The sequence below is a fragment of the Micromonospora sp. NPDC047707 genome, assembly GCF_040704235.1.
GTDB lineage: Bacteria > Actinomycetota > Actinomycetes > Mycobacteriales > Micromonosporaceae > Micromonospora.
The window spans coordinates 69,683-93,472 of record NZ_JBEYSU010000006.1 but is presented as its reverse complement, the minus strand read 5'-3'; the positions used below and the strand labels follow the sequence as shown (position 1 = coordinate 93,472).

Here is a 23,790-nt window from a genome sequence, read left to right as displayed (position 1 = left end):
GCCGCATCCTCGCCCCACCGGCCGGGAAGGGCCTGGGAGCATCGGGGCGCGGCGCGAGCCGCGCCCCGATTTCGTTTCTCCGGGCAACCGGTCGGCCGGGACGTACGCGACACCCACCGCCACGGACTCCGAGTGGATCACCACGGGCGGGTAGCCTTCGGCCCGTGATCGTGGTGAGGTGCCGGTGACGACCGTGGAGACGACCCAGGAGCAGGCCGCGCAGACGCGTCCCGCGGTGGCGCCGCCCCGCCCGCTGCCGCTGCCGGTGGCCGTGGCGGCGGCGGTCGCCGGGGGAGCGGCGATGCTGGTCGCGTTCCCCCCGTACGGGCTGTGGCCGCTCGCGCCGCTCGGGGTGGCCCTGCTGGCCGCGGCGGCGCACCGACGGCGGTTGCGCGCCGGCGCCGGGCTGGGCTTCCTGACCGGGGTGGCGCTGTTCGCGCCGATGCTCAGCTGGACCAACCTGCACACCGGCTACCTGCCGTGGGTGCTGCTGTCGCTGCTGCAGGCCGGCTACCTGGCGCTGCTCGGCGCGGCCACCGCCTGGGTGTCCCCCCTCGCCGACCGTGTCCGGTGGGCGTGGCCGGCGCTGACCGGGTTGCTGTGGGTGGCGCAGGAGGCGCTGCGCGACCGCACCCCGTTCGGCGGGTTCCCGTGGGGCCGACTGGCGTTCAGCCAGGACGACTCGCCGCTGTTGCGGCTGGCCGCGCTGGGCGGCGCGCCGCTGGTCACCTTCGCGGTCGCGCTGACCGGCGGGTTCCTCGTCGCCGCCGCCTGGTGGTGGCAGGAGCCGCGCCGCCGGCCGGCCGGCGAGCGGCGGTGGGCGCCGGTCGCCGTGGTGGCCGCCGCCGCGCTGGCCGTACCGGCCGGTGGGCTGCTCGTGCCGGTCGGCGCCGCCGGTGGTGGCGACCCGGTGACCGTCGCGATCGTGCAGGGCAACGTGCCCCGGCTCGGGTTGGACTTCAACGCCCAGCGCCAGGCGGTGCTCGACAACCACGTCGACGCCACCGTCGACCTCGCCGCCCAGGTCACCGCCGGCGCCCGGCCCCGCCCCGACCTGGTGGTGTGGCCGGAGAACTCCAGCGACATCGACCCGCTGCGCGACGCCGGCGCCGGCGCCCGGATCCAGGTGGCCGCCGACGCGATCGACGCGCCGATCCTCGTCGGCGCGGTGCTGCGCGGCCCCGGTCCGGGGCAGGTGCGCAACGCGGGGCTGCTGTGGCGGCCCGGCACCGGTCCGGACCTGGAGCAGCTGTACACCAAGCGGCACCCGGTGCCGTTCGCCGAGTACGTGCCCATGCGCGACCTCGCCCGCATGGTCAGCGAGCAGGTCGACCGGGTCCGGTCCGACTTCGTGCCCGGCAGCACGCCCGGCGTGCTGCGGACCGGTCCCGCCGTGCTCGGTGACGTCATCTGCTTCGAGGTCGCCTACGACGAGGTCGTCCGCGACACCGTCACCGCAGGCGCGCAGCTGCTGGTGGTGCAGACCAACAACGCCACCTTCGACGTGGCCGAGGCGCGCCAGCAGTTGGCCATGGTGCGGCTGCGGGCCGTCGAGCACGGCCGGCCGGCGCTGATGGCCTCCACGGTCGGGGTGTCCGGGTTCGTCTCCCCGGACGGGCGGGTAAGCGACGCCACCGGGTTCAACACCCGCGCGGTCGTGGTGCGCGAGCTGCGCCTCGCGGACGGGCGCACGCCGGCCACCCGGGTCGGGCTGTGGCCGGAGGTGGCGCTGACCGCCCTGGCGGTGGCGGCCCTCGCGGTCGCCGGGGTACGGCGCCGGCGGGAGCGCGCCGCGGGCGACTGACGCCCCGGGCCGGCTGACGCCCACGGTGGTGGCCGGGGCGGCGGCCGGCATCCCGGCGGAGGGGGAATGCGACGGTGGGCGACGAGACCGGTCACCCCGGGGTGGGGCGGGTGCTCGTGGTGATCCCGACCTACAACGAGGTGGACAACCTTCGTCAGGTCGTGCGGCGGGTGCGCCGGGTGGAGCCGGCGGTGGACGTCCTCGTCGCCGACGACGACAGCCCCGACGGCACCGGGGCGGTCGCCGACGCCCTCGCCGGCACCGACCCGCGGGTGCACGTCCTGCACCGGCGGGGCAAACGCGGCCTCGGCGCGGCGTACCTGGCGGGTTTCGCGTGGGCCCGCGAACGCGGCTACGACGCCGTGGTGGAGATGGACGCCGACGGTTCCCACGCCCCGGAGGACCTGCCGGCGCTGCTGGCCGCCGCCCGCGACGCCGACGTGGTGATCGGGTCGCGGTGGGCCCGCGGGGCGCGGGTGCTCAACTGGCCGCTGCGGCGGCTGCTGCTGTCGCGCGGCGGCAACCTGTACGCGCGGCTGGCCCTGGGCGTGCCGGTGTCGGACGCCACCGGCGGGTACCGGGTGTACCGGCTCAGCGCCCTGGACGCCATCGACCTGGGGTCGGTGTGTTCGCAGGGGTACTCGTTCCAGGTGGAGCTGGCCCGCCTCGCCCACCGGGCCGGTGTCCGCATCGTGGAGGTGCCGATCACGTTCGCCGAGCGGGAACACGGCAGCAGCAAGATGAGCCCGCGGATCGTGGCGGAGGCGCTGTGGCGGGTCACCCGGTGGGCGGTGGCCGACCGGCGGCAGGCCGTACGCCGGGGGCTGCACGGCACCCCCACCGGCCAGGTGCGGTGGCCGTAGCGGGCCGGGGCGGCGGTCGCCGGGTCCGTGGCGTGCGTGTCATGCTGGATGGGCGTGGACGACGCCCCCGGGGCCGGGCGACAGCCGGCGGAGACCGACATGGGGTGCCGCTACCGAGCGGGTGAGGTGAGATGCGCCGAGGACTGAGGTTCGTCCCGTTGGCCCTGTTGCTGGCGGTCGTCGCGGAGCTGGCGGTGTTCGTGGCCGTCGGGCGGGCCGTCGGGTTCGGAGTGGCGGTGCTGGCGGTGTTCGCCGCGTCGCTGCTGGGGTTGGTGCTGCTGCGCCGCGAGGGCATGCGCGCCTGGCGGGGCTTCCGGTCCGCCGCGCAGGCCGCGCAGCCACCGGGCCGGCAGGTCACCGACGGGCTCGTCGGCCTGGCCGGTGCGCTGCTGCTGGCCACGCCGGGCCTGCTCAGCGGCGCGCTGGGCCTGCTGCTGCTGGTGCCGCCGGTGCGGCGGCTGGCCCGGTCCGGGGTGCAACGCGCCACGGAGCGCCGGGTGTCGTCGCTGGTCGCCGGTGACCTGTTCGGCCCGCGCCGGGTCCGGGTCCACCGTGGTACGCCGCAGCCGCCGCCCACCGCCGAGCCGACCGTGGTCGACGGCGGGCGGGCCATCGAGGGGGAGATCGTCGAGCCCCGCCAGGGCTGACCGCACACGAAACGGCGCCCCCGGGGGATTCCTCCCCGGGGGCGCCGTGTGTCCGGTGTCGCTCAGGCGCGACCGCGGCGGGTGCGGACCTCCTGCAGCCGCTCCGCGAGGATGTCCTCCAGCTCGGCGATCGACCGCCGCTCCAGCAGCATGTCCCAGTGGGTACGCGGCGGCTTGGCCTTCTTCTGCTCCGGCTCGCTGCCGTCGACCAGGCGGGCGACGCTGCCGTCGAACTTGCACTCCCAGGTCGTGGGGACCTCGGCGTCGACGGCGAACGGCACCTCGAACTGGTGGCCCTTGGCGCACAGGTACTCGCGGGTCTGACGCGGCGCGAGCTCCGTGTTGCGGTCGGACTCGTAGCTGACCGCCCCGAGGCGGCTACCGCGCAGCATGCGCTCGCCCATGATCGTCTTCCCCTCGTTCGTGGTGCTGTCTTCTTGTGTAACGGTTCGTGTCCGCCGGGCCATTCCCGCCCGCGGCGCGGTGCCGGATCGCAGGCGGGCCGGTCCAAGGGTAGCCGGCCATGACGACCGCCCGGCGGGGTCGTCCCCGGCCGGGCCGAAACGGTGGAGTGTTTCCGCTGTCGACGGGGATGTTAGCCGCCCCAGCGACTGCGGAGGATGTCATGGCCCGTGACGCGCCGGTCGCCGCCCGACCACCCGCCGGGCGGACCTTCTCCGGTCACCCGCCGGCCCTGGCCACGCTGTTGCTCACCGAGATGTGGGAGCGGTTCAGCTTCTACGGCATGCGTGCCATCCTCGTGCTCTACCTGACCGCGTCGCTCGCCGACGAGGGGCAGGGCACGGGGGAGTCCACCGCCGCCCGGTCAGCGGGTCGGGGTGGGCGGCAGCGGCAGCGGCAACCCGGGCAGCCCGTCGATGCTGGTCGCCACGTGCTCCTTGCCGGTGAAGTAGGCGTCCAGTGAGGCGTCGTCCTCCCGGGCGAACCGCCGCGCGTGCAGATCCCGGTCGGCGTCGTAGGTCATGAACGGCACCGCGTACCCGCAGGTGTCCCGGATCAGCTCCGCCCGCACCACGATGATCGCCCGCAGCCCGTGCAGCGTGGTGTCGATGTCCGGGAAGTGGCCGATCAGGTCCCGCCACCGCGGGTCGTCGCGGAACACCGGCTCGCCCCGCCCGTGCACCCGCACGATGGTCGGCGGGCCGGTGAACGCGCACCACATCAGCGTGATCCGGCCGTTCTCCCGCAGGTGGGCGACGGTCTCGGCGTTGCTGCCGGCGAAGTCCAGGTACGCCACCGTGCGCTCGTCCAGGACGGCCCACGAGCCGCGCAGCCCCTTCGGGGACAGGTTCACCGTGCCGTCGGCGGCCAGCGGCGCGGTCGCCGTGAAGAACATCGGCTGGTCCTCGATGAACGTCCGCAGCCGACCGTCGATGCGCTCGTACGTCTTTCCCATGCCGCCATCGTCCTCCCCGCCGGTCGGGCCCCGCTGCCCCGCCGGTCGTGACGCCGGTCGACGGCTCTGCGTCCTGCGCCGACACCACCGTCCAGCGGCGGACGACGGTCAGCCGGCCGGTGTCGCGGCCTCGCGGCGGGCCAGGGCGGCGGCCAGGTGGCCGACCTGGTCGGCGAGCTGGGCGACGCGCCGGTGCGCCTCGTCCCGGTCGGTCTCGGCGGCGCGCAGCCGTACCGTCAGCTCCTCCAGCCGGCCCTCGGCGGCCGCCGCGGCCTGCCGGGTCGCGCCCAGCTCGGCGCGCAGCGCCTCCCGCGCCTCGGCGAGCGCCGCCGCGTCCGCGCGGGCCCGCTCGGCGTCCGCCGCCACCTGCCGGCGCTCCGCCTCGGCCCGGTCCCGGTCGACCACCGCCCGCTCGCGGACCTGCACCGCCGCGTCGGCCTCGGCTCGTGCGCGCCCGGCCTCCGTCCTGGCCCGGTCCGTGTCGGCCCGCGCCTGCGCGACCTCCTCCCGGGCCTGTACGGCCTGCTGGCGCGCCTGTGCCGCCTCCTCCCGGGCCTGCGCGGCCTCCGCGCGGTGGTGCTGCGCCGCCTCGACCGCCTCGGCCGCCGCCCGGGTGGCCCGGTCGGCGTCGGCGCGAGCGGCGTCGCGTTCCCCGGCGAGGTCGGCGGCGCGCCGCCGCTCGGCCTCCAGGTCGGCGCGCAGCGTCCGCAGCTCCGCCCGCGCGGCGTCGCGGTCCCGCTCCGCCTGGACCCGCAGCGCCTCGGCGGCGCCGGCCTCCCGGCGCGCGGCGTCCCGAGCCTGCTCGGCCCGGTCGGCCCGCGCCACGGCCGCGGTGGCCTCCTCGGCGGCCCGCCCGGCGTCGGCGCGGGCGGCGTCCCGCTCGGCCGCGGCGGCCCGCGCCGACTCCCGGGCGCGGACGGCGGACGCGGCGGCGTCCTCCGCGTCGCGGCGCGCCTCGTCCCGCTCGGTCTGCGCCGCCGCCACCTGCGTGGCCGCGTCGGCGCGTGCCTGGGCGAGCTGCCGCTCCACCCCGACCGGCGACAGCTCGGCGTGCAGCGCCTCGGTCAGGGTCTCCACGATCTGGTCGAGCCGGTCCACCGCCTCCCAGGTGCGGGCCACCTGCCCGGGCAGGCCCGGGGCGTTGCGGTGGCGCATCCGGCCGTTGCGGGCGGCCCGCTGGCAGGCGCCGTCGTTGTCCCGGCAGTAGCGGAACGGCCGGCCCGCGCCGGCCCGCTGCGGCACCTGCCGACCACAGTGGGCGCAGGGACGGGTGTCGGTGAGGGCGGCCTGCTCGTCCATGGGACCGGAAGTGTAGTCCGGCCCGGTGGGCCGGCCCGGCGGTCACGCCCGCGCGGCGGACGTGCCCCGGCGGTCGCACCGGGCGTACCGCCGGCACGCGGCGTCCCGCGCCCGGTCCCGGAGCGGGGCGGAGCCGGCCGCCGGCCCGGGTGCCGGTGCGACGACCGGGCCGGCGGGCCGCTCACACCACTTCGAACTGCGCCATCATGCCGGCCTGGGCGTGCTCCAGGAAGTGGCAGTGGTAGACGTAGCGGCCGGTGAACCCCGTGAAGGTCGCCTGCACGCGGACGGTCGACCCGGGCGGCACCGCCACCGTGTCCTTCAGCCCGGCCTCGCCGGGCCCGGGCGGCACACCGTCGCGGTCGAGCACCCGGAACTGCACCAGGTGCAGGTGCAGGTTGTGGGTGATGCCGAAGGCCGTGTCGGCGTTGGTGACCCGCCAGATCTCGGTGCTGCCGAGGGGGATCCGGGCGTCGACGCGGGCCGCGTCGAACACCTGGCCGTTGATCGTGAACGTGGTCGAGCCCGGGTTGAAGCTGAGGGTCACGTCACGGACCGTGGTCGCCGTGCCCAGCGGCGGCAGCGCGCGCAGCCGGTCCGGCAGCCGGCTGTCGTCGTCCGCCTCGGCGGCCACGTCGAAGGCGAGCACCGGACCGGACGTGTCCTCCAGCACCAGCCGGGTGCCGACCGGCTGCTGCCGGAAGTCCACGACGATCTCGGCGCGTTCCGCCGGGGTCAGGGACAACTCGGACCGCGGAACCGGCGCCGGCAGCAACCCGCCGTCGCTGGCGATCTGCACCAGGTCCGCGCCGGCCAGGGCCAGGCGGAAGATCCGGTGCGCGGAGGCGTTGAGCAGCCGCAGCCGGTAGCGGCGGGCGGCCACCCGCAGCACCGGCTGGGGCTTGCCGTTGACCAGGATCGTCCGCCGGTCGGCCCACCGCGCCGGGTCGAACACCAGCGTGCCGTCGTCGCCCACCAGCGCGTCACGCAGCATGATCGGGATGTCGTACCGGCCGGAGGGCAGCCGCAGGCCCCGCTCGGCGTCGTCGTCGATCAGGTAGAACCCGTGCAGACCACGGTAGACGTGCTCGGCCTCCATGTGGTGGCTGTGGTCGTGGTACCACAGCGTCGCGCCACGCTGGCGGTTCGGGTAGTGGTAGGCGCGCCAGCCACCCGGCGTGATCGCGTCCGACGGGTGTCCGTCGCTGGACGCGGGCACGACACCACCGTGCAGGTGCACGTTCGTCGCGTGGTGCATCTCGTTGCGTACGCGCACCACCGCCGGCCGTCCACGCCTCGCGCGGATGGTGGGGCCGACGAACCGGCCGTTGTAGCCGAGAACGGGGGTGGTCAGCCCCGGCACGATCTCCGTCGTGGTGTGCCGCACGGCCACGTCGTAGACCTCCATTCCGCCCAGGACGGCGGTCGGGCGCAGCACCGGCGGCACCGGCATCGGGACGGTGAACGGGTCGACCGCCGCCGCCCGACCGGCTCCGCCGCCACCGGCGCCGTGGTGGTGGTGCGCGGTGTGCGTGGCGCGCCCGGACGTGGTCCGGCCACCGCAGCCCGGCAACAGGACCGCACCCCCGGCGGCCAGACCACCGAGCGTGATGAGGCGTCGTCTGTCCACTGTCTGCTCCTCCCCCTGGGTGCCCGGCACCCGCTCACGATCAGGCGCCGGTCGGGCCGGTGGCTTTCGGCTCGACCGGCCGCGGGCGATGCAACCAACCGGCGCCCGTGGCGCACTCGACGCCCGCTCGGGCCTCCTGCTGGACGGGTACGCGCCCGGCCCACCACGCGCCCCGCCCCACCGGCTGCCGATCTTGCACTTTGTGCCATCATTCGTCCTTGTTCACACGGTCTGTCCGGGTAGGAAGTGCAAGATCGACGGGAGGAGCGGCGGGGTGGTGCGCGCTACCGTGGTCGGGGAGGTGGGGCCGGGTGGAGGCACGGTGGGAGGCGACGGTCGAGGCGCAGATCCGCGCTGCTCAGGAGCGGGGCGAGTTCGACAACCTGCCCGGCGCCGGCAGGCCCATTCCCGGCCGCGACCAGCCGTACGACGAGTCGTGGTGGATCAAGAGCTTCCTGGAGCGGGAGGCGCTGCCCACCGACCTGCTGCTGCCGACGCCGCTGCAACTGCGCCGCCGGATCGAGCGGGTGCCCGACGAGGTGCGGGACCTGCCCACGGAGGAGGCGGTCCGCGGGTACGTCGGCGCGCTCAACGCACAGATCGTCGCCTGGCTGCGCACACCCACCGGCCCGCAGGTCGTCGTGCGGCCGGTCAACGTCGACGAGGTGGTCCGCCGCTGGCGCGCCGAGCGGCAGCAGGCCGCCATCCGTCCGGCGCCGCCGACGGTGGCCACGGCCCGGGCGCGGCCGACCCGACGGTGGTGGCGCCTGCCGTGGCGCCCCCGCGCGGCAGCCTGACGACGCCTCGGCGAACTGCGACGGAGCGGCCCGCTGCGGGACGGGCCCGCGCCCGTCCCGCAGCGGTTCCGGTCACAACTGCCGGTAGTAGACCGCGATCGGAAGCTCCGTGCAGCCGAGCCGCTCGTACAGAGCCCGCGCCGGCGCGTGGAACGGGTCGCTGCCGGTGCCGATCTCGACCACCTCGGCACCCAGGGCCCGCAGCTCGTCGAAGGCGTGTTCGCAGAGCGCCGTGCCCAGGTGGTGCCGGCGGTACGCGGCCGACACGGCGAGGATCGTGACGGTCCCGTTGCGCCGGGCCGGATCGACGCTCCAGGCCACGTACCCGGCGATGGTTCCGTCGATCTCGGCGACCGCGACGTGCCGGTGTTCCTCGGGGGCGTGCAGCCCGGCGAGTTGCGTGCGGTAGTCGTCCCGCCAGGCGCCGTGCTGGTTGGCGAAGATCACCTCGCCGACCAGGGGACGGAAGTAGTCCTCGTAGAACGGCCGGAACGTCTCGATGGTCAGGTTGGTCAGGGGCGCCAGGTCGTCCTGGCGGAACGCGCGGATGCGCATGGAAGTGCACCTCGTCACTGGAGGAATGAAGCCGGACAGAAAGGCGTCATCCGGGCCCCGCGCGGCCGGTCACAGCGGCGCGCGGCGGCCCTCAGCGGCGGGTACGCCCGGCGGCGAAGCACTCCATGCGTGCCAGTCTACGGGACGGCGGCGGTGCCGCTACCGGCTCCGTACGGCCATCCGCACGCCGTAGCCGACGGCGGCGAGGACGAGCACGGCGCCCAGGAGCTGGAGGCCCGGCGAGTCGTCGGACTCCCCGTAGACCGCGGCGACGCCGATCGCGACGGCGAGGATGGCGAGGAGGTACTTCATGGGGTGCCCCTTCGGAAGACCGACGCGGGATGCATCGCACGCATGCATCGACTATCACCCGTTACCTATCGAATGTCAATCGATTCGGTCATCCCTGAGGCGTACGCGGCGGTCGGTGATGCCGTCGCGGAACCGGAGACGGTCAGCTCCGGCGGTCCGCGCGGGAGCCGTAGGCCGGGCCGAACACGACCAGGAGCGTGAGGTCCTCGGTGAAGTCCACGAAGCGGTGTTCCTCGCCGGCCGGGACGAAGATCACCGCGCCGGGACCGACGTGCGCCTCGCCGTCCGGCGTCACGATCCGGGCCCGCCCCGCGGTCACCACGTAGATCTCGTCCTCGGTGTGCGGGCTCTGGTCGTCGACACCGCCGGCCGGGATGCGGTACGTACCGACGGACAGGTCCGGCACCCGCAGGTGCTCGACCCAGTCGTTGGCGGCCGCCTCTGCCGGCTCCGCCCACTCACCGGCACCTTTGATGATCTGCATGGCGGCGACCCTATCCACCGGTCCGCTCCAGCCGCGCCGGCCATCGACGCACCGGTGGTCTGCGGTAAACGGACCCCTCCGCGGGCACCAGACGGCGGCAACGTCCTCCGGTGGCGCTGACCTGCGCCGGGGTCGGGGCGACGCGACGGGGCTGCGCCGCACTCGGTGATCCGGGTAGCCTCGGCCCGTGACTGCCGGGTCGGCCTTTGGCCACGAGCGGACAGGGCACCCGGCGATTCGATGACGCCGGGGCGGGCCCGCGCCCCGCCCGATCTCCCCGCCACCCTCCTGGGTTCTCCGCGTACCAGTTCGTCTTCGCGCCGCCGAAGCGGCGCCGCTCCTCCGTGCCCGCCGACGGATCGGCCGGCACGCCATGTCCGCTCAGGAAAGCAGCGTATGCCCAACGACTTCAACCAGCAGATCATCGACGAGTTCCGGACCAACGCCGGCCGGGTGCGCGGGCCCTTCGAGGGCGCCCGCCTGATCCTGCTCACCACCACCGGGGCGCGGTCCGGCGCCCCGCACACGACCCCGGTCGGCTACCTGCCCGACGGCGGGGAGCGCATCCTCGTGATCGCCTCCGCCGGCGGCGCCGACCGCCATCCCGACTGGCTCCACAACCTGGTCGCCGACCCGACGGTCACCGTCGAGGACGGCGTCTTCACCTATCCTGCCCGGGCCGAGGTGCTCACCGGCGTCGACCGGGACCAGGTCTTCGCCCGCGCGGTGGAGGCCGATCCGGGCTGGGCCGCGTACCAGGCGAAGACCGAGCGGGTCATTCCGGTGGTGGCCCTCCACCCGCAGGACGCCGGTCCGCCGGCGGCGGCGTCCTGGGGCGCGGCGCTGCGGCTCATCCACGACGCGTTCCGGCGCGAACTGGCGCTGATCCGCGACGAGGTCGAACGGTCCGGCGCGACGCTCGGTGCGCAGCTACGGGTGAACTGCCTGACCCTCTGCGCGGGCCTGCACGCCCACCACACGCACGAGGACGCCGGCATGTTCGTCGGCATCGGCGCGCAGCGCCCCGACCTGGCCGACGTGCTCGACCGGCTCCGCGCCGAGCACCGGCGGGTGGCCGAGCTGGTGGGCGAGCTCCAGCAGGCCGTCACCGCCACCGACGCCGACCGGGACGAGGTCCGCGAGCGGGTCGCGCGCCTCGTGGCCGACCTGGAGGCCCATCTGGCGTACGAGGAGGAGCAGCTCATCCCCGTCCTCGACGCCGCTTGACCCCTCCGTCGCCCCGGAACCCGAGGAGGCCTGTTCGAGGGCAGGCCTCCTCGGTGTATCACCCGAGCTGGGTTCCGTCGGCCCGCACCCGTTTTACCGAAATACCGGCAACATCAATCAGATAAATAACGAGGACAAAAGCGGCAGATCCTCCGTACATCATAATGTCTGTTCTTGTGCATAAGCCCGCAGGCTGGTGTAAGCGCGGGCCCGTCGTGGGGCGCGGCTCAACACGGTGGTCAGGCGGGCGCGGCGGCGTCTTTCGGCCGGTCGGCGCCGATCAGGAGGAAGTTCGCCGCCCGCTGGTGGTAGGCGTCGAGGAACGCCGCCTCGATACCCGTGCGGTGCTGCGAGTGGGTGCGCAACTCCCAGTAGGGAATGGCCTCGGCGGTGAGGTCGACGACCCGGTACGGGACGAGCCCGTTCGCGGCCAGCGCCGCGAAGTAGGTGCTGCGACGGTGCATGTGGCAGCCGTAGTGGCGGTCGATGCGCTCGGTGTCCGCCGTCGGCCCGGTCAGGTCGTCGACGCACCAGGTGATGAGGACGTACCGGCCGCCGGGGCGCAGGATCCGAGCGAACTCCCGGTACAGCTCGAACAGGTCGACGTACATGGTGGTCTCGTTGGTCACGATCGCGTCGAAGGACGCGGAAGGCAAGCCGGTGCGCAGCATGTTGCGCAGGTGGAAGCGCACGCTGTCGGCGCAACCGCGCCGCTGCGCCAGGTGGGTGGCGAACTCGACCTGGTAGCGGGAGATGGTCAGGCCGTCCACCTGGCAGCCGAACCGGTCGTGCAGCATGAAGGCGGTGCCGCCGCGGCCCGACCCGCCGTCCAGCAGCCGATCCTCGGCGCAGACCGGGGCCAGGGTGTCCAGGATGCGCTCGGTCTGCTGGTTCTCCAGCCGGTGCAGTTCGGCGAGGACGGCGGTCTCGCGGTCCGGTGCCGGCAGGTCGAGGATCGCGCGGTCGAAGTCGCCCACGCCGTAGTGGTGATGGATCACGCCGTCCTCCGCGCCGAGGAGCAGGTTGATCTGGTCGTCTCGTTTGGTGTCCCAGTACCGGGCGACGGCGGCCTCGTACTCGGTGACGATGGCCGCGGGGGGATCGGTCAGCGGCGTCGACATGGTTACTCCTTCGAAGGTCCGGATTCCCGGCGAAGGAGCGCCGATGCCGTGTCGTAGTCGCTGACCTCGTACATGTTCCACACGAAGAGCGTGTGCGCCCACAGGAAGCGGGTCAGCGTGGCGAGCGCGGACGGTGCCGTTCGTCGGGCGGCGTCGAGGTGTGCGAGATCGGCGGCGCAGGTCTCGCGTAGGCGCTGGCGGGCGGCCTGTTCGGCGGCCGCGTCGCCGAGGCCCCGGGCGGTGAGGTCACGCTGCAGCAGCCGGACCGCGTTGAGCGTGCCCTCCTCCCGCTCGCGGGCAGCCGACCGCAGGTCGTTGGCCAGCCGGAAGCAGCGCGCCGCGGCGTCGATCACCGGATCGAGCGCGGCGAAGCTGTCCGCCGCGGCCGGCTCGTCGGCGAGGATCGCCGCCGTGACGGTGTACGGGCGTACGGAGATCGTCGTCATGCCGTTGCGCAGGTACGTGTCGTAGCCGGGCTGGTCCGCCGGTGTCCCGGCGGCGCTCCAGCGCCGCTCCCGCAACATCCCCCGGACGATGTCCGCCATCCCGGCCCGCCACCGGCGCGCGAACCGCGGGTACAGCGGGTAGCGGCTCAGGTCACCGCGGATCGACCCGTACGCGGCCAGTAGCGCGTCGTCGTCGGCCGGGAGTTGACCCGCGAAGCGACGCGCCCAGGTGTCGACCCGCTCGTCCGGAACCGCCCGGTCGTCGAAGACGTCGTCCACTCCGAAGATCCACAGCCACCATCGCGTCAGGAGCCCGAGTTCGGTGACGCGCAGGTGGGGCATGGCGGCGGTGGAGACCAGCGCGCAGGCGGCGGTGACGGAGGGGCGGCGCACGATCGGGTACTCGGTCAACCAGGCGTCACAGCGCGCGGTCACCTCCCGCGCACGGTCGAGGAGGCGTCCGTGGTCGGCCACCGGTACGAATGCCAGCAGACCGCTGGCCAGCTGCGGCACCACCGCTCCTCGACGCTGGCCCGGCCGCGCCCGGCGACCGGGCTGTTCATCCGCCGGTCCCCAGTCTGCGCGCCCGGACCGCCCGGCTCAGCCCCCCGAACGGTCACGCTGCGTCGCCGTCCGGCCGTGCCGGTCGGGGATCGCACACACCAGCTCGAACGCGGACCGGCCGGGTGGCGCGGCGCCCGGTGCCCACCGAGGTCAGCCGCCGGCCCGCCCCTCCGCGACCAGGGCGGCCTGGCGCTCGCGCCAGCGCCGCTGCGCCGCACGGTTGCAGATCCGGCAGACCCGGCGGTAGCGACCCGTCCCCGGGTCGGTCTCCCGGTCGTGTCCGTTGCGGCACTGCGGTCGCTGGGTGCGTTCGCGGCAGTTCTGCGCATGGCTGAGCTGGCGGAGATGGGTCGGCTCGATGCAGTCCGGCGCCGCGCAGTCGTGGCGGACCTCGAGCGTGGGGTCGTAGTCGCCGACGAACACCACGTACGCCGCGACGTGCGCCCAGGCCCGGCCGGCGAGTTTCTGGTACACACCGCGTCGGCTGCCGTAGCCCCGCACCACGAGACACCCGTTGTCGAGACGGACGGCGCGGCTCAGCAGGTACGCCCGGAGGGTGTCCTCGGTGAAGTGCCGGGAGAGGCCGTTGATCTGGGACAGCACAGCGTCAGGGTAGGAGTCGGGAACGACGATCGGCGCTCAGGTGCGGGCGCCGCCGAGGCCGAGCAGCACCGCCAGCCCCAGGGCGGAACGCGGGGCGTACGGGACCCGCCACAGCCCGCCGTGCGCGGCCGCGTACGCCTCGTCCTGCCACGGATGCGAGTGGGTGGGGCCGCCGCCGGTGCGCAGGTCGTGCACGAGCAGCGCGGCCATCAGCGTGTTGCTCGTCGCCGGGTCGAACACCTCGATGCCGAACCGGTGGGCGCCGGCGTAGGCGGCGGCGAGCGCCCGGTTGCGCAGCACCGAGCGGGTGCGCGTGGGCGGGGCCACGGTGAACGACACGGTCGTGCCGGTGTCGCGCGCCACCGCGGCCCGCCAGCGTTGCAGGCGCTTGGCGAGGGCGTAGTTCGGGCCCTGCTGCGGCACGAGGCTGTCGTTGACGCCCGGGTCGGCGTCCGGCGGGTAGTTGCGGTGCAGGAGGCGCCCGCCGGAGGCGACCCGCAGCGCGCGGCGCGCCACACCCCGCCGTGCGTAGCCGCGTTCGGCGTGGGCGACCGCGTCGCCCGGCACCGCGAACACGTCGGTCGGGGTGGCGAGGAACGCCAGCGCCAGGTCGGGGCGCCGCCGGTGGAGGTGGCGGGTGAGGGCGTCGACGGCCATCGCGACCCGGACGTTGGTCGCCCCGTCGGCGTACACGTAGTTGCCGAGCACGAGCCGGCCGTCGACGCCGTCGAGCCACCGCGCGACCTGCGGGAGCCGGTGCAGCAGGTCGAGGCCCGCGCCGGCGGCGAGGGCGGTGTCGTCGTCGGCGTCGGTGCCGGGCCGGACCGGCAGGTGCAGCCGCCCGCCGTGGCGGCGGGCCGTCGTCAGTACGCGTCGCCAGAGTTCCGGGCGGGGCAGGTCGACCGCCACCACGTCGCCGCCCCAGCGCAGCACCGACGGCAACGGGCCCATCTCGGCGCCCGCGCCGAGCACCACGATCCGCTGGTCGCGCAGGTCCAGCCAGCTCGGGTTCGCGAGCACCGCGCCGACGGCCTCGGCGCAGGATGGCTCGATGACGCCGGCGCCCACCCAGGCGTCGAGGCGGCGGCGCAGGTCGTCGCCGCGCAGCCGCCCACCCCGGTACGGCAGGGAGAACTCCCGTTCCACCGGGCCGCCCCCGGTCACCGTGGCGGTCTGCGGCGGCTCGTGGTCGTCGGGTGCGACGGCGGCGTCGTCCAGGCTCGTCTCGTGGCCGTCGGGGTCGACGTACCGCATCCGCTCGTGCAGGGACGCGAGGCCGTCACGGGCGATGGTGAGCGCGGCGTCGCGGCTGAGCAGCCCGGCCTCGACCAGGCGGCGGAAGTGGACGAGGTAGCCGTGCCGCCAGTTCGTCTCGTGTTCGGCCGCGCCGGCCCCCACCGGGTCGACGGCGCGCAGCGCGTCGGCGACGACCGCCCGGCCCAGGGCCGAGGTGCTGCGCCCCGCGCCGGTACGCGGGAAGACGACCCCGGTCGGACCCTCCACGGACACGGCACCCTCCCTGCCTCGGTCGCCCGGCGGGCACCGGGCACGGGTGCCACTCTGCCGCATACGACCGCGGCCCGCCGGAGCGGGACCGCCGGCGGGAGCGGACAATGAGCCGGTGACCCTTCCGTTCCCCTCGCCCACCGTGCCGGCCGCGGACCGCCGTGAGGTGTTCCTGCGTTACCTGGACTACTTCCGGGAGAGCCTGATCGCCAAGGTCGAGGCGCTGCCCGGGCCGGAGCTGCGCCGCAGCCGGGTCGCGTCGGGCTGGACGCCGCTGGAGCTGGTCAAGCACCTTCGGCATGTGGAGCGGCGGTGGATCGAGTGGGGTTTCCAGGGCCGCGCGGTGGACGAGCCGTGGGGCGACCGGCGCGACGACCGCTGGTACGTGGCACCGGAGGAGGACCGGGACGGTCTGGTCGCCGGGCTGCGGGACCAGGGCGCGTACACCCGCGCGGCGGTCGAGGCCGCCGATCTGGACGCGGTCGGAGCGCCCGGACCGCGGTGGGACGGCGCGGAGCCGGCGACGCTGGAGCGGGTGCTGTTCCACCTGGTGCAGGAGTACGCCCGCCACCTCGGGCACCTCGACATCGTCGCCGAGATCGCCGGCGGGCCGGTGGGGGAGTGACGGTCGGCTGACCGGCCGCGGGCGACGCGCGGTCAGCCGGCGTGGCGGACCTCGGCGTCCCAGCACGGGCGCGGTCGAGCCGGGCACGCACCGCAACGACAGCAGGGGGTCTGGAGAGCAGGCGGAGTCACGCGGTTTGTCCTCTGTCCTCACTGTGACGGGCCGCGGGCAACCTACGGGAACGCGGAAGGACGGCTCGAACGGTTTTCCGGCCGAAACGCCGGTGAGCCGGCAAGGCTCCGCGTCAGCCGGGGGTCAGGACGCAGAACTCGTTGCCCTCGGGGTCGGCGAGGCACGTCCACGGCACATCGCCCTGGCCGACGTCGACGCCGGTGGCCCCGAGAGCCGTCAGCCGGGCCACCTCGGCCGCTTGATCATCACCGGGGTACGGCATCAGGTCGAGATGGACGCGGTTCCACACGGTCTGCACGCCGGACGTGCGAAGGAACTCCAGGTACGGCCCGACACCCTTGCCCGACCGCAGCCGCGCATGGTCATCGGTCACCTCGTGCAGCGCCCAGTCCATCGTCTCGCCCCAGAACCGGGCCATGGCCCGCGGATCCGCGCAGTCGACCACCACCGCGGCGATCGGCCCGGTGTCCCGGTAGATCTCCCGAGGCTCCAACACGCAGAACACGTTGCCCTCCGGGTCGGCCAGGACCGTCCACGGGACATCGCCCTGGCCCACATCCGCGGGCGTCGCACCGAGATCCTTCAGGCGCGCGACCAACTCCGCCTGGTGGGCCGCCGAGGTGGTGGCGAGGTCGAGGTGCACGCGGTACTTCACCGTTTCGGGGTCCGGGACGGTGACGACGTCGACGCAGACGGCGGCGGGGTCGGGCCAGCTGAAGCCCACGGGCTCGACGTTGGTCACCCCCGGTCCCTCGCTGGAAACACCCCAGCCCAGCGCCTCCGCCCAGAATCGGCCGAGGGCTGAGTCGTCCCGGGCCTTGACATTCACCTGAACGAGTCGCAGCGCCATGCCACCCACCCTATGCCCAGGTGGACGAGGTCACCGACCAGCGAGCGGCCGGGGCGGGCGTCGCTGGCGCCGACTGTGCACCATGGGGCGATGAGCAACGAGCCGATCGACCTGGCGACCGCGTTCGCCGCCTTCGACCAGCTGTGGAGCCCGCGCATCGTCACCCGCGTCAACGACTACGACGTCCGGATCGCGAAGGTGGCGGGGGAGCACGTGTGGCACGCCCACGACGACACCGACGAGTTCTTCCTCGTCCTGGACGGCGAGTTGCGCATCGCGCTGCGCGACGGCGAGGGTGGCGCGGAGCGGGAGGTGGTCCTGCGCACGGGCGCGGTGCACGTGGTGCCGCGGGGGGTGCAGCACCGGCCGTCATCGCCGGGCGGCGCGTCGATCCTGATGTTCGAGCCGACCGGGACGTCCAGCGTCGGGGACCGGCACGACCCGGTGCCGGACCACGTCGACGCAACCACCGGCCACGTCCTGTAGGGCCGGTCACCGCGCGGCCGGCGCCGTCCGGCCGCGCGGCACCGACGGGGGTGTCCACGTCAGACGCCGTACGCCCGGCACCACGGCGCTGCCGAGGCAGGCGAGCGCGACGAGTCCGGCTGCGGTCAGCAGGGGGGCGCCGGGTCCCCAGGCGTCGGCGGCGAGCGGTGCGAGGGCGTATCCCAACGGCACCGCACCGAGGGACGCGAGCCAGTCGTAGGAGGTGGCGCGGGCGAGCACGCGCGGTGGAAAGTGGGCCTGCACCACGGTCGCCCACACCGGGTTGAGGTAGCCCAGCGCGGCCAGCGCGACGCCGTAGGCGGCGATGACCAGCGGGGCCGGCGCGGCGGCGGCGAGGAGCACGAGCGGGATGGCGTAGCTGGCCAGGCCGACGTTGGCGGCCAGCACCGGCCGGCGCGGCCGCACCCGGGTGGCCAGTAGCGACCCCGCCAGCATCCCGACCGCCCCGGCCTGCAGCAGCAGGACCCAGACGTGTTCGCCGCCGAGCTGCCGCACGGCGATCGCCGGGCCGAGGGTGGTCAGGACGGCGGCGGCGCCGTTCCAGGCGCCGTGGCCGACGAGACTGACGACGAACCAGTCGCGGGCGCGCACCTCGCGCCATCCCTCCCGCAGGTCGGTCAGGACCGACCGCCGGGGCGCCGTCACGTGCGGGACGCGGGCGGCGGCGAGTAGGAGTGCACTGAGCCCGAATGTGGCGGCGTCGAGGACGAACGCCCAGGCCGGCCCGGCAGCCCAGATCAGCGCGCCGGCCAGGGCCGGGCCGGCGAGCCGGCTGGCGTTGCCGGTCGCCGCGAGCAGGGCGTTGGCCTGCTGGCGCTGCGCCGGCCCGACGGCGCCGGCGACCAGGGGCGCGGCGGTGGGCAGCGCGAATCCCCCGGCGGCGCCGCTCGCCGCGGCCGCTGCGGCGATGGTGGTCAGCGACGGATCGGCGGCCAGTTCCAGGGCGACAACGAGCTGCGCCGCGCCGCGGACGACGTCGGCGAGGACGGCGACCCGCCGCGCGTCGAACCGGTCGGCGAGTACGCCGCCGACCGGGAGCAGGAGCAGCCGGGGCAGCATCGCGCACGCCAGGACGAGGGCCAGCGCCGCGGCGGACCCCGTGGCGCGGAGGACGGCGAGGGCGAGGGCGGCGGGGACCACGGCGTCGCCGACCGCGGAGACGGTACGAGCGAGGAAGATCAGCCGGAAGGCGGGCTGTCGCAGGGGGTGGCTCACACCCGTCGACGATATTTCGTCGTCGAACATTTCGACAGCGAATATTTCGTCGTTGACGTACGCTGTGCGGCGTGACGCCTGAGGACGGTATCGACCGGCACGTGCGGCGGTGGATGGGCGTGCTGCCCGACATCGATCCGGACGTCGAGGGCCCGGTCAGCCGCATGCAGTTCCTCACCCGGCACCTGCGGTCGGTCAAGGAACGAGCGCTGGCGGAGCGGAACCTGCAGGGTCACGAGTACGACACGCTGCACGCCCTGGCCGGCCGCGGGGGCCGCGCCGCACCGTCGGATCTCGCCCGCGATCTGGCCGTGGCGCCCGCCTCGGTCACCGCTCGGGTGGACGGGCTGCTGCGGCGGGGGTTCGTGCGCCGCGTGCCGTCCGACACGGACCGCAGGCGGGTCGACGTCGAGCTGACCGACCCGGGCCGCGCGGCCTGGCTCGGCGCCATGGCGGTGCGCGGGGGTGAGGAACGCCGCCTGCTCGGCGCCCTCGACGCCGACGAGCGACGGCTCCTGTCCGATCTGCTGCGCCGGGTGGTGCTGCGGGCCGAGGAACCGCCGGCCTGAGCGGCGCCGGCGATATCGCCTGGCGGGACGCGTACGCCGCTGGCAGGGTGACCGGCATGACTGCGCAGGTGCTGGCGGGGGCGCTCGCCGACGACGGACGCCGAGCGGTCGGTGGCGGTGGGCGAGCGGGTCCTGCGGACCTTCCTCCGTGGGCGGCGTCCTGGTCGGACTGCCGGCGCAGCGGGGCCGACGTCGGGTGCTGCTGGAGCACATCGCCGGGTCGTTCGAGCCGGGGGAGCGGTATCCGGAGCGCGCGGTCGACGAGGCGCTGCGCGGCTGGTGCGCCGCGGGCGGGTCGGACCACGTGACGCTGCGGCGGTACCTGGTCGACGAGGGGCTGCTGGCGCGGGAGCGGGGCGTGTACTGGCGGGCGGGTTGACCGTCAGCGCGGCAGATGATCCCGCTCGGGATGGTCTTGTTAGCCTCGGGGAATGTCCTCGTGCTCGCCGGACGGCGCCCCCGACCTGTTGTTCCTGCTCTCCTGGGCGACCCACGCGCTGCTGGCCGAGCAGGCGGAGGGTCTGGCGGAGCTGGGCATCTCACCGCGGGCGCACCTGGTGCTGTTGCGCGCCGGGTCGGGGGAACTGACCCAACGCCAGATCGGCGAGCTGTGCGGTATCGACAAGACCACGATGGTGGTGACGTTGGACCAGTTGGAGGCGGCGGGGCTGGCCCGGCGGCGCCCGTCGCCGACCGACCGGCGGGCGCGCCTGGTGGAGGTGACGCCGCAGGGCCGGGCGGTGCTCGGCCGGGCGCAGGAGATCGCCGCCGGCATTCAGCGGGACGTGCTCGCCGGCCTGCCCGAGGCGGACCGGGCGGCGTTTCTCCGGTCGATCGAGGCCCTGGTGCGGGGACGGCTCGCGGCCGCCGGACCGTGTGGGCCGGGTAGCCGCCCCGATTGGTTGGGCAGCAGATAGTCCTGCACGAGACGATCTGCTACGGTCGCGTTGTCTCGTCCCGTCGACCGAGGAGCCGCCATGAGCGCCACCGCCCGTCCCGCGATCGCCGCCCTGTCCACCACCCGCCGCCGCGGTCTCGCCGTCGCCGCCGCCGTCGCCGCCTGCGTCCTGATCTGGCTCGTCGGCCGCCTGTCGGGCGTCGACTTCACGGTCAAGAACCCCGGCCAGCCGGAGATGGTCATCGGGCTCGCGCCGGTGGTCCTCGTCTCCTTCCTGGCGTCCCTGCTCGGATGGGGCGTGCTCGCGCTCCTGGAGCGCCTCACGCGCCGCCGGGCCACCGTGGTCTGGACCGTTCTCGCGGTGCTCGTCGCCCTGGTCTCGCTCGCCCCGGTGGCCGCCACCGACGCCACGGCCGGCGCGAAGGTCACCCTCGGCGCGATGCACCTCGCGGTGGCGGCGGTGCTGGTCGCCCTGCTGCCCAGCCGAACCCGCTGACCCTCCCACCCGGCAACTGTTCCTGGGCGACACCCTCGACACCGACAAACTGGAGGCCGGGTACGACAATGGCGTCCTCACGCTGCGCATCCCGGTGGCCGAGCGGGCGAAGCCGCGCCGGGTGACCGTCACCGCCGGCGGCAACGGCCGCAAGCAGATCAGCGCCTGAGCCGGGCGGGACACCAGCGGGACGGCCGTCCGGGCCGTCCCGCTCGCGGGTGCGTCGACACCGGCAGGGCGCGCCTCCGAGCGTTTCCCCGGCCGTGCTGAGAACCTTTCGCACATGCTTTACTCCGACGCCCCGGTGCGGCACCGACCGTCGCCGCGGCCGGCGCTGCCCGCCGGCCCGGCCGACTTCACCGAGGCCTGGCTGCGTAACCGGCGGCTGAGCGAGCACACCCGCGACGCGTACCGGCGGGACGTCGCCAGTTGGCTCACCTGGTGCGCCGAGCGCGACCTGGACCCGCTGCGCGCGACGTTCCTGCACGTCAACGAGTACGCCCGGACACTGGAGTCGACCCTCGCCGCGCGCACCGGTAAACCGCTCACCCCGGCCACCGTCGCCCGCAAACTCTCCGCCCTGTCCAGCTGGTACGACTTCCTGGCCAAGCTGCGTGCCGTCGACGCGAACCCGGTGGCCGGCGCGGACCGGCCCCGCATCGACCGGGACCACTCGGCGACGGTCGGGCTCACCCCGGAGGAGGTCGACGCGCTGCTCACCGCGGCCGAGGCCGCCACCGGCCCGAGCGCCGCCCGCAACCGGGCGGTGATCGCCCTGCTCGCCGACCTCGGACTGCGGGTGGGGGAGCTCGTCTCGCTGGACGTCGCCGACCTGGGCGCCGAACGCGGTCACCGCAGCGTCCGGTTCGTCGGCAAGGGGGGCAAGGCCCGCCGCCGCGCGCTGACGCCGGGCACCGCGTACGCGGTGGACGTGTACCTGGCGCAGCGGGCGGCCGGCCACGGCGTGCCGGTGCACCAGCTGACCGGCCCGCTCCTGGTCACCGCGACCGGCGCCCGCCTCGACCGGCACTCGGTGTTCCGGCTGGTGCGCCGTCTCGCCCGGGAGGCCGGCATCGCGGCCTGGGCGCGGCTGTCACCGCACTCGCTGCGGCACTCCTTCGCCACCACCGCCCGCGCCGAGGGTGTGCCGTTGGAGGACGTGCAGGACGCGATGGGCCACGCCGACCCGCGTACCACCCGCCGCTACGACCGGGACCGGTACAACCTCGACCGGGACCCCGCGTACGTGATCTGGGCGGCCCGCTCCCGCCGCCGCGGCTGACGCCGGCCGGGCGACGCACGGGCGCCCGTCAGCCGCGACCGTCGAGACGCCACACGGTCACCCGCCCGTCGACGCGGCACACCAGGCGGGTCACCGCCGCACGGCACTCCCGGGTCCCCGGCGGCAGCACACCGCGTACCCGGGGCCCGTCCGGGCCGACCACACCCACCAACAGCCGCTCCCGGTCGGCGGCGGGACGCAACAGCACCAGCGGCTCGGCCGGGCGCCGCCCCGGCACGGCCCGCCACGCACCGCCGTCCGGCCACGTCCACGCCGGCGCTCCGGTGTCCGGCCGCAGCGCCCACCGCGTGGGCCCGAGGTGCAGGCAGAGCAGGCCGGCGCAGCGGCGCACGGTCAGCTCGCCGCCGGGCAACGGCCGCTGCCAACGGGCCGTGAAGGCGGGCAGGTCGAAACCGGTCAGCACCGGGCCCGCCGCGGTGGGGTGGCGCAGGACGAGCCGGCCGCCGACCACCTGCGGATTGTCCGGGGCGTAGTCGGCCGGCGGCAGGCGCCCCTCACCCAGCGCGGCGCCGCCGCGCGCGTCGTGCACCCGGGCCAGCCCGCTGTCGTGCACCAGCAGCACCCGCGCCGGCGTCTCCGGCAGCACCGTCACCACCGCGGTGGACGGGACCGGCACGGTCCACCGGGTCCGCCCGGTGGCCGGGTCGACGCCCCGCACCGCGCCCTCGACCCGCCGGCCCGGCTCGATGGCGCTGCGGACCTCCGTCACCGCGATCGCCTGGTCCCCGGCGGCGTACACCCGGTCGGGGCGCCGCCAGCGCTGCTGCCCGGTGGCGGCGTCGCGGGCGGTGGTGGCGGTGGCCTGCCCGACCTGGCCGCGTTCCACGATCAGCAGCAGCCCGGCGGTGGACTCGGCGGACCAGCCGGCGGCGACGGACACCCGCGCGCGCCAGCGGGGTGCGCGGTCCGGGGCCGCGGCGTCGTACGCGGCCAGCTGCGGCGGGTCCACCACCAGCACCGAATCCCCGGCGACCAGCACGGTGCCGCTCACCGGCACCGGTGGCCCGACGGCGGACGGCAACGCCGCCACGGGAGCGGCCGGCCCGAGCAGCAGCAGGCAACCGGCGGCCACCGCCAGCGCCGACTCCCCCCGGTGGGGCCGGGGCCGGCGGGGGACGTCCGCACCGGGCGCGCCCCGCTCGTCGCCCAGCTCGATCAGCGCCGCCACCGGGGATCCGCTCATCGCCGCCGCCCCCGGCGCGCCCCGGACCGCGGCAGGCGTGTGCCGGACGGGCGCGGCCGCCGGTCCGGTGTCGGCGGGGTGCCGGACGGGCACCGCTGGGCGGGGTGGCTCATCGGCGGGCTCCTGGGCACGTGTCCGGGGCTTGCGCCGACGGTAGACGATCCGGTGACGACCGCGACAGGGGCCGACTTCCTGCGCGCGGGCCGGCCCGTTGCCTACGGTCGACGGGTGGGCGCTGAGCAGCCGTGGAGCCGGCCGGCCCGGCCGCGCCGACCGGTGCGCGCCGGGCTGGTGTTCGCCGGTGTCGGCGTCGCGCTGTGCTGCGTCGGCGTCGCCGGCCTCGGCGCCCGGAACCTGCAGGTGGTCACGCAGGCCAGCGGCCCGGTGCGGGAGACCGCCGACGGATTCCTGCGGTCGGTGACCGCCGGCGACACCGACGGCGCGTACGACCGGCTGTGCGCCGACGCCCGCACCCGCTGGAGCCAGCTCGGTTTCACCAGCTGGGTCCGCACCCCGCCGACGGTCAGCGACTACGAGATCCTCGACGTGTCGGTCGCCACCCGCCGCGGCCGTCCCCAGGGCACGGTCACCGTGCGGCTCACCCGCGACAGCGGCACCACCGAGCAGCGGGAGATGACCGTGGTGAAGGAGGACGGTGGCTGGCGGGTGTGCGGCGACCCCTACTGACGCGGTCGGCCCGGCACCGGCTGCGCGGTCAGGCCGGCACCGGCTGCGCG

At 75.3% G+C, this 23,790-nt stretch carries 27 protein-coding genes and 2 pseudogenes; 15 read left to right on the top strand and 14 right to left on the bottom strand.

The genetic code is table 11. The features are described from left to right. Window positions 1-193 precede the first annotated feature (193 nt). The 3 genes from lnt to AB0873_RS08945 all read left to right on the top strand — a co-directional run bounded on the left by lnt (window position 194) and on the right by AB0873_RS08945 (window position 3,314). On the top strand, window positions 194-1,804 hold the full coding sequence (gene lnt / locus AB0873_RS08955; protein ID WP_366599310.1) for an apolipoprotein N-acyltransferase: 1,611 nt from the start codon (window positions 194-196) through the stop codon (window positions 1,802-1,804). A 74-nt stretch (window positions 1,805-1,878) separates the two neighbouring features. After that, a complete protein-coding gene (locus AB0873_RS08950) occupies window positions 1,879-2,667 on the top strand; it encodes a polyprenol monophosphomannose synthase (RefSeq protein WP_366599086.1) in 789 nt (262 codons plus the stop codon). A 131-nt stretch (window positions 2,668-2,798) separates the two neighbouring features. Beyond that, the gene (locus AB0873_RS08945; RefSeq protein ID WP_366599085.1) at window positions 2,799-3,314 is read left to right on the top strand and encodes an FxsA family protein; all 516 of its coding nucleotides are present in this window, start codon (window positions 2,799-2,801) and stop codon (window positions 3,312-3,314) included. Window positions 3,315-3,376: 62 nt separating this feature from the next. Here AB0873_RS08945 and AB0873_RS08940 read toward each other — a convergent pair whose 3' ends face one another. Then, window positions 3,377-3,718 carry an RNA polymerase-binding protein RbpA gene (locus AB0873_RS08940; protein WP_046564157.1) on the bottom strand — a complete coding sequence of 114 codons (342 nt, stop codon included), beginning with the start codon at window positions 3,716-3,718 and terminating at the stop codon, window positions 3,377-3,379. A gap of 221 nt (window positions 3,719-3,939) precedes the next feature. Between AB0873_RS08940 and AB0873_RS08935 the strand changes: the two are divergent. Further along, window positions 3,940-4,134, top strand: a pseudogene (locus AB0873_RS08935) (MFS transporter); the annotation flags it as partial. Window positions 4,135-4,140: 6 nt separating this feature from the next. On the opposite strand, the gene AB0873_RS08930 reads toward AB0873_RS08935, so the two are convergent. The 3 genes from AB0873_RS08930 to AB0873_RS08920 all read right to left on the bottom strand — a co-directional run bounded on the left by AB0873_RS08930 (window position 4,141) and on the right by AB0873_RS08920 (window position 7,660). Continuing rightward, complete coding sequence (locus tag AB0873_RS08930; RefSeq protein ID WP_366599084.1) at window positions 4,141-4,731, bottom strand: pyridoxamine 5'-phosphate oxidase family protein; 591 nt, start codon at window positions 4,729-4,731, stop codon at window positions 4,141-4,143. 108 nt (window positions 4,732-4,839) lie between these two features. Further along, complete coding sequence (locus AB0873_RS08925) at window positions 4,840-6,030, bottom strand: hypothetical protein (RefSeq protein ID WP_366599083.1); 1,191 nt, start codon at window positions 6,028-6,030, stop codon at window positions 4,840-4,842. 181 nt (window positions 6,031-6,211) lie between these two features. Then, window positions 6,212-7,660: a multicopper oxidase family protein gene (locus AB0873_RS08920; protein WP_366599082.1), complete on the bottom strand. Its 1,449-nt coding sequence runs from the start codon at window positions 7,658-7,660 to the stop codon at window positions 6,212-6,214. Window positions 7,661-7,971: 311 nt separating this feature from the next. On the opposite strand from AB0873_RS08920, the gene AB0873_RS08915 reads away from it, so the two are divergent. After that, on the top strand, window positions 7,972-8,457 hold the full coding sequence (locus AB0873_RS08915; RefSeq protein WP_366599081.1) for a DUF1992 domain-containing protein: 486 nt from the start codon (window positions 7,972-7,974) through the stop codon (window positions 8,455-8,457). Between the two features lie 72 nt (window positions 8,458-8,529). Here the strand turns inward: AB0873_RS08915 and AB0873_RS08910 are convergent, their stop codons facing one another. From AB0873_RS08910 to AB0873_RS08900, 3 genes are all read right to left on the bottom strand, one after another. After that, a complete protein-coding gene (locus AB0873_RS08910; protein WP_366599080.1) occupies window positions 8,530-9,012 on the bottom strand; it encodes a GNAT family N-acetyltransferase in 483 nt (160 codons plus the stop codon). A gap of 159 nt (window positions 9,013-9,171) precedes the next feature. Beyond that, window positions 9,172-9,324 (bottom strand): hypothetical protein, encoded by a 153-nt coding sequence (locus AB0873_RS08905; protein ID WP_366599079.1) that lies wholly within the window; start codon window positions 9,322-9,324, stop codon window positions 9,172-9,174. Between the two features lie 142 nt (window positions 9,325-9,466). Beyond that, the gene (locus AB0873_RS08900; protein ID WP_366599078.1) at window positions 9,467-9,808 is read right to left on the bottom strand and encodes a cupin domain-containing protein; all 342 of its coding nucleotides are present in this window, start codon (window positions 9,806-9,808) and stop codon (window positions 9,467-9,469) included. A 396-nt stretch (window positions 9,809-10,204) separates the two neighbouring features. On the opposite strand from AB0873_RS08900, the gene AB0873_RS08895 reads away from it, so the two are divergent. After that, window positions 10,205-11,035 (top strand): nitroreductase/quinone reductase family protein, encoded by an 831-nt coding sequence (locus AB0873_RS08895; protein WP_366599077.1) that lies wholly within the window; start codon window positions 10,205-10,207, stop codon window positions 11,033-11,035. A gap of 239 nt (window positions 11,036-11,274) precedes the next feature. Here AB0873_RS08895 and AB0873_RS08890 read toward each other — a convergent pair whose 3' ends face one another. The 4 genes from AB0873_RS08890 to AB0873_RS08875 all read right to left on the bottom strand — a co-directional run bounded on the left by AB0873_RS08890 (window position 11,275) and on the right by AB0873_RS08875 (window position 15,278). After that, window positions 11,275-12,156, bottom strand: coding sequence for a methyltransferase domain-containing protein (locus tag AB0873_RS08890; protein WP_366599076.1), 882 nt, complete (start codon window positions 12,154-12,156; stop codon window positions 11,275-11,277). Window positions 12,157-12,158: 2 nt separating this feature from the next. Beyond that, entirely contained in the window at window positions 12,159-13,115 is a 957-nt protein-coding gene (locus tag AB0873_RS08885) for a terpene synthase family protein (RefSeq protein ID WP_366599075.1), read from the bottom strand. Between the two features lie 201 nt (window positions 13,116-13,316). Continuing rightward, window positions 13,317-13,769: an HNH endonuclease gene (locus AB0873_RS08880; protein ID WP_366599074.1), complete on the bottom strand. Its 453-nt coding sequence runs from the start codon at window positions 13,767-13,769 to the stop codon at window positions 13,317-13,319. Window positions 13,770-13,805: 36 nt separating this feature from the next. After that, window positions 13,806-15,278 carry a hypothetical protein gene (locus tag AB0873_RS08875; protein ID WP_366599073.1) on the bottom strand — a complete coding sequence of 491 codons (1,473 nt, stop codon included), beginning with the start codon at window positions 15,276-15,278 and terminating at the stop codon, window positions 13,806-13,808. A 112-nt stretch (window positions 15,279-15,390) separates the two neighbouring features. On the opposite strand from AB0873_RS08875, the gene AB0873_RS08870 reads away from it, so the two are divergent. After that, entirely contained in the window at window positions 15,391-15,900 is a 510-nt protein-coding gene (locus AB0873_RS08870; RefSeq protein WP_366599072.1) for a DinB family protein, read from the top strand. 244 nt (window positions 15,901-16,144) lie between these two features. Here the strand turns inward: AB0873_RS08870 and AB0873_RS08865 are convergent, their stop codons facing one another. Continuing rightward, a complete protein-coding gene (locus AB0873_RS08865) occupies window positions 16,145-16,882 on the bottom strand; it encodes a VOC family protein (RefSeq protein ID WP_366599071.1) in 738 nt (245 codons plus the stop codon). 90 nt (window positions 16,883-16,972) lie between these two features. Here AB0873_RS08865 and AB0873_RS08860 point away from each other — a divergent pair, with 90 nt between their 5' ends. Further along, window positions 16,973-17,368 (top strand): cupin domain-containing protein, encoded by a 396-nt coding sequence (locus tag AB0873_RS08860; protein ID WP_155332223.1) that lies wholly within the window; start codon window positions 16,973-16,975, stop codon window positions 17,366-17,368. A gap of 6 nt (window positions 17,369-17,374) precedes the next feature. Here AB0873_RS08860 and AB0873_RS08855 read toward each other — a convergent pair whose 3' ends face one another. After that, window positions 17,375-18,604, bottom strand: coding sequence for an MFS transporter (locus tag AB0873_RS08855; RefSeq protein ID WP_366599070.1), 1,230 nt, complete (start codon window positions 18,602-18,604; stop codon window positions 17,375-17,377). A 71-nt stretch (window positions 18,605-18,675) separates the two neighbouring features. On the opposite strand from AB0873_RS08855, the gene AB0873_RS08850 reads away from it, so the two are divergent. The 6 genes and pseudogenes from AB0873_RS08850 to AB0873_RS08825 all read left to right on the top strand — a co-directional run bounded on the left by AB0873_RS08850 (window position 18,676) and on the right by AB0873_RS08825 (window position 21,849). Continuing rightward, entirely contained in the window at window positions 18,676-19,173 is a 498-nt protein-coding gene (locus AB0873_RS08850; RefSeq protein WP_366599069.1) for a MarR family transcriptional regulator, read from the top strand. Between the two features lie 148 nt (window positions 19,174-19,321). Next, entirely contained in the window at window positions 19,322-19,552 is a 231-nt protein-coding gene (locus AB0873_RS08845; RefSeq protein ID WP_366599068.1) for a DUF2087 domain-containing protein, read from the top strand. A gap of 52 nt (window positions 19,553-19,604) precedes the next feature. Further along, window positions 19,605-20,090 carry a MarR family transcriptional regulator gene (locus AB0873_RS08840; protein ID WP_366599067.1) on the top strand — a complete coding sequence of 162 codons (486 nt, stop codon included), beginning with the start codon at window positions 19,605-19,607 and terminating at the stop codon, window positions 20,088-20,090. A gap of 60 nt (window positions 20,091-20,150) precedes the next feature. Next, window positions 20,151-20,567, top strand: a complete 417-nt coding sequence (locus AB0873_RS08835) for a DUF6069 family protein (protein WP_366599066.1) — start codon at window positions 20,151-20,153, stop codon at window positions 20,565-20,567. 7 nt (window positions 20,568-20,574) lie between these two features. Beyond that, window positions 20,575-20,736 (top strand): annotated as a pseudogene (locus AB0873_RS08830) (Hsp20 family protein); the annotation flags it as partial. Between the two features lie 114 nt (window positions 20,737-20,850). Then, on the top strand, window positions 20,851-21,849 hold the full coding sequence (locus tag AB0873_RS08825; protein ID WP_366599065.1) for a tyrosine-type recombinase/integrase: 999 nt from the start codon (window positions 20,851-20,853) through the stop codon (window positions 21,847-21,849). 28 nt (window positions 21,850-21,877) lie between these two features. Here the strand turns inward: AB0873_RS08825 and AB0873_RS08820 are convergent, their stop codons facing one another. Next, complete coding sequence (locus AB0873_RS08820; RefSeq protein ID WP_366599064.1) at window positions 21,878-23,053, bottom strand: PQQ-binding-like beta-propeller repeat protein; 1,176 nt, start codon at window positions 23,051-23,053, stop codon at window positions 21,878-21,880. A 228-nt stretch (window positions 23,054-23,281) separates the two neighbouring features. Here AB0873_RS08820 and AB0873_RS08815 point away from each other — a divergent pair, with 228 nt between their 5' ends. After that, window positions 23,282-23,740 (top strand): DUF4878 domain-containing protein, encoded by a 459-nt coding sequence (locus tag AB0873_RS08815; RefSeq protein ID WP_155332216.1) that lies wholly within the window; start codon window positions 23,282-23,284, stop codon window positions 23,738-23,740. Window positions 23,741-23,790 lie beyond the last annotated feature (50 nt).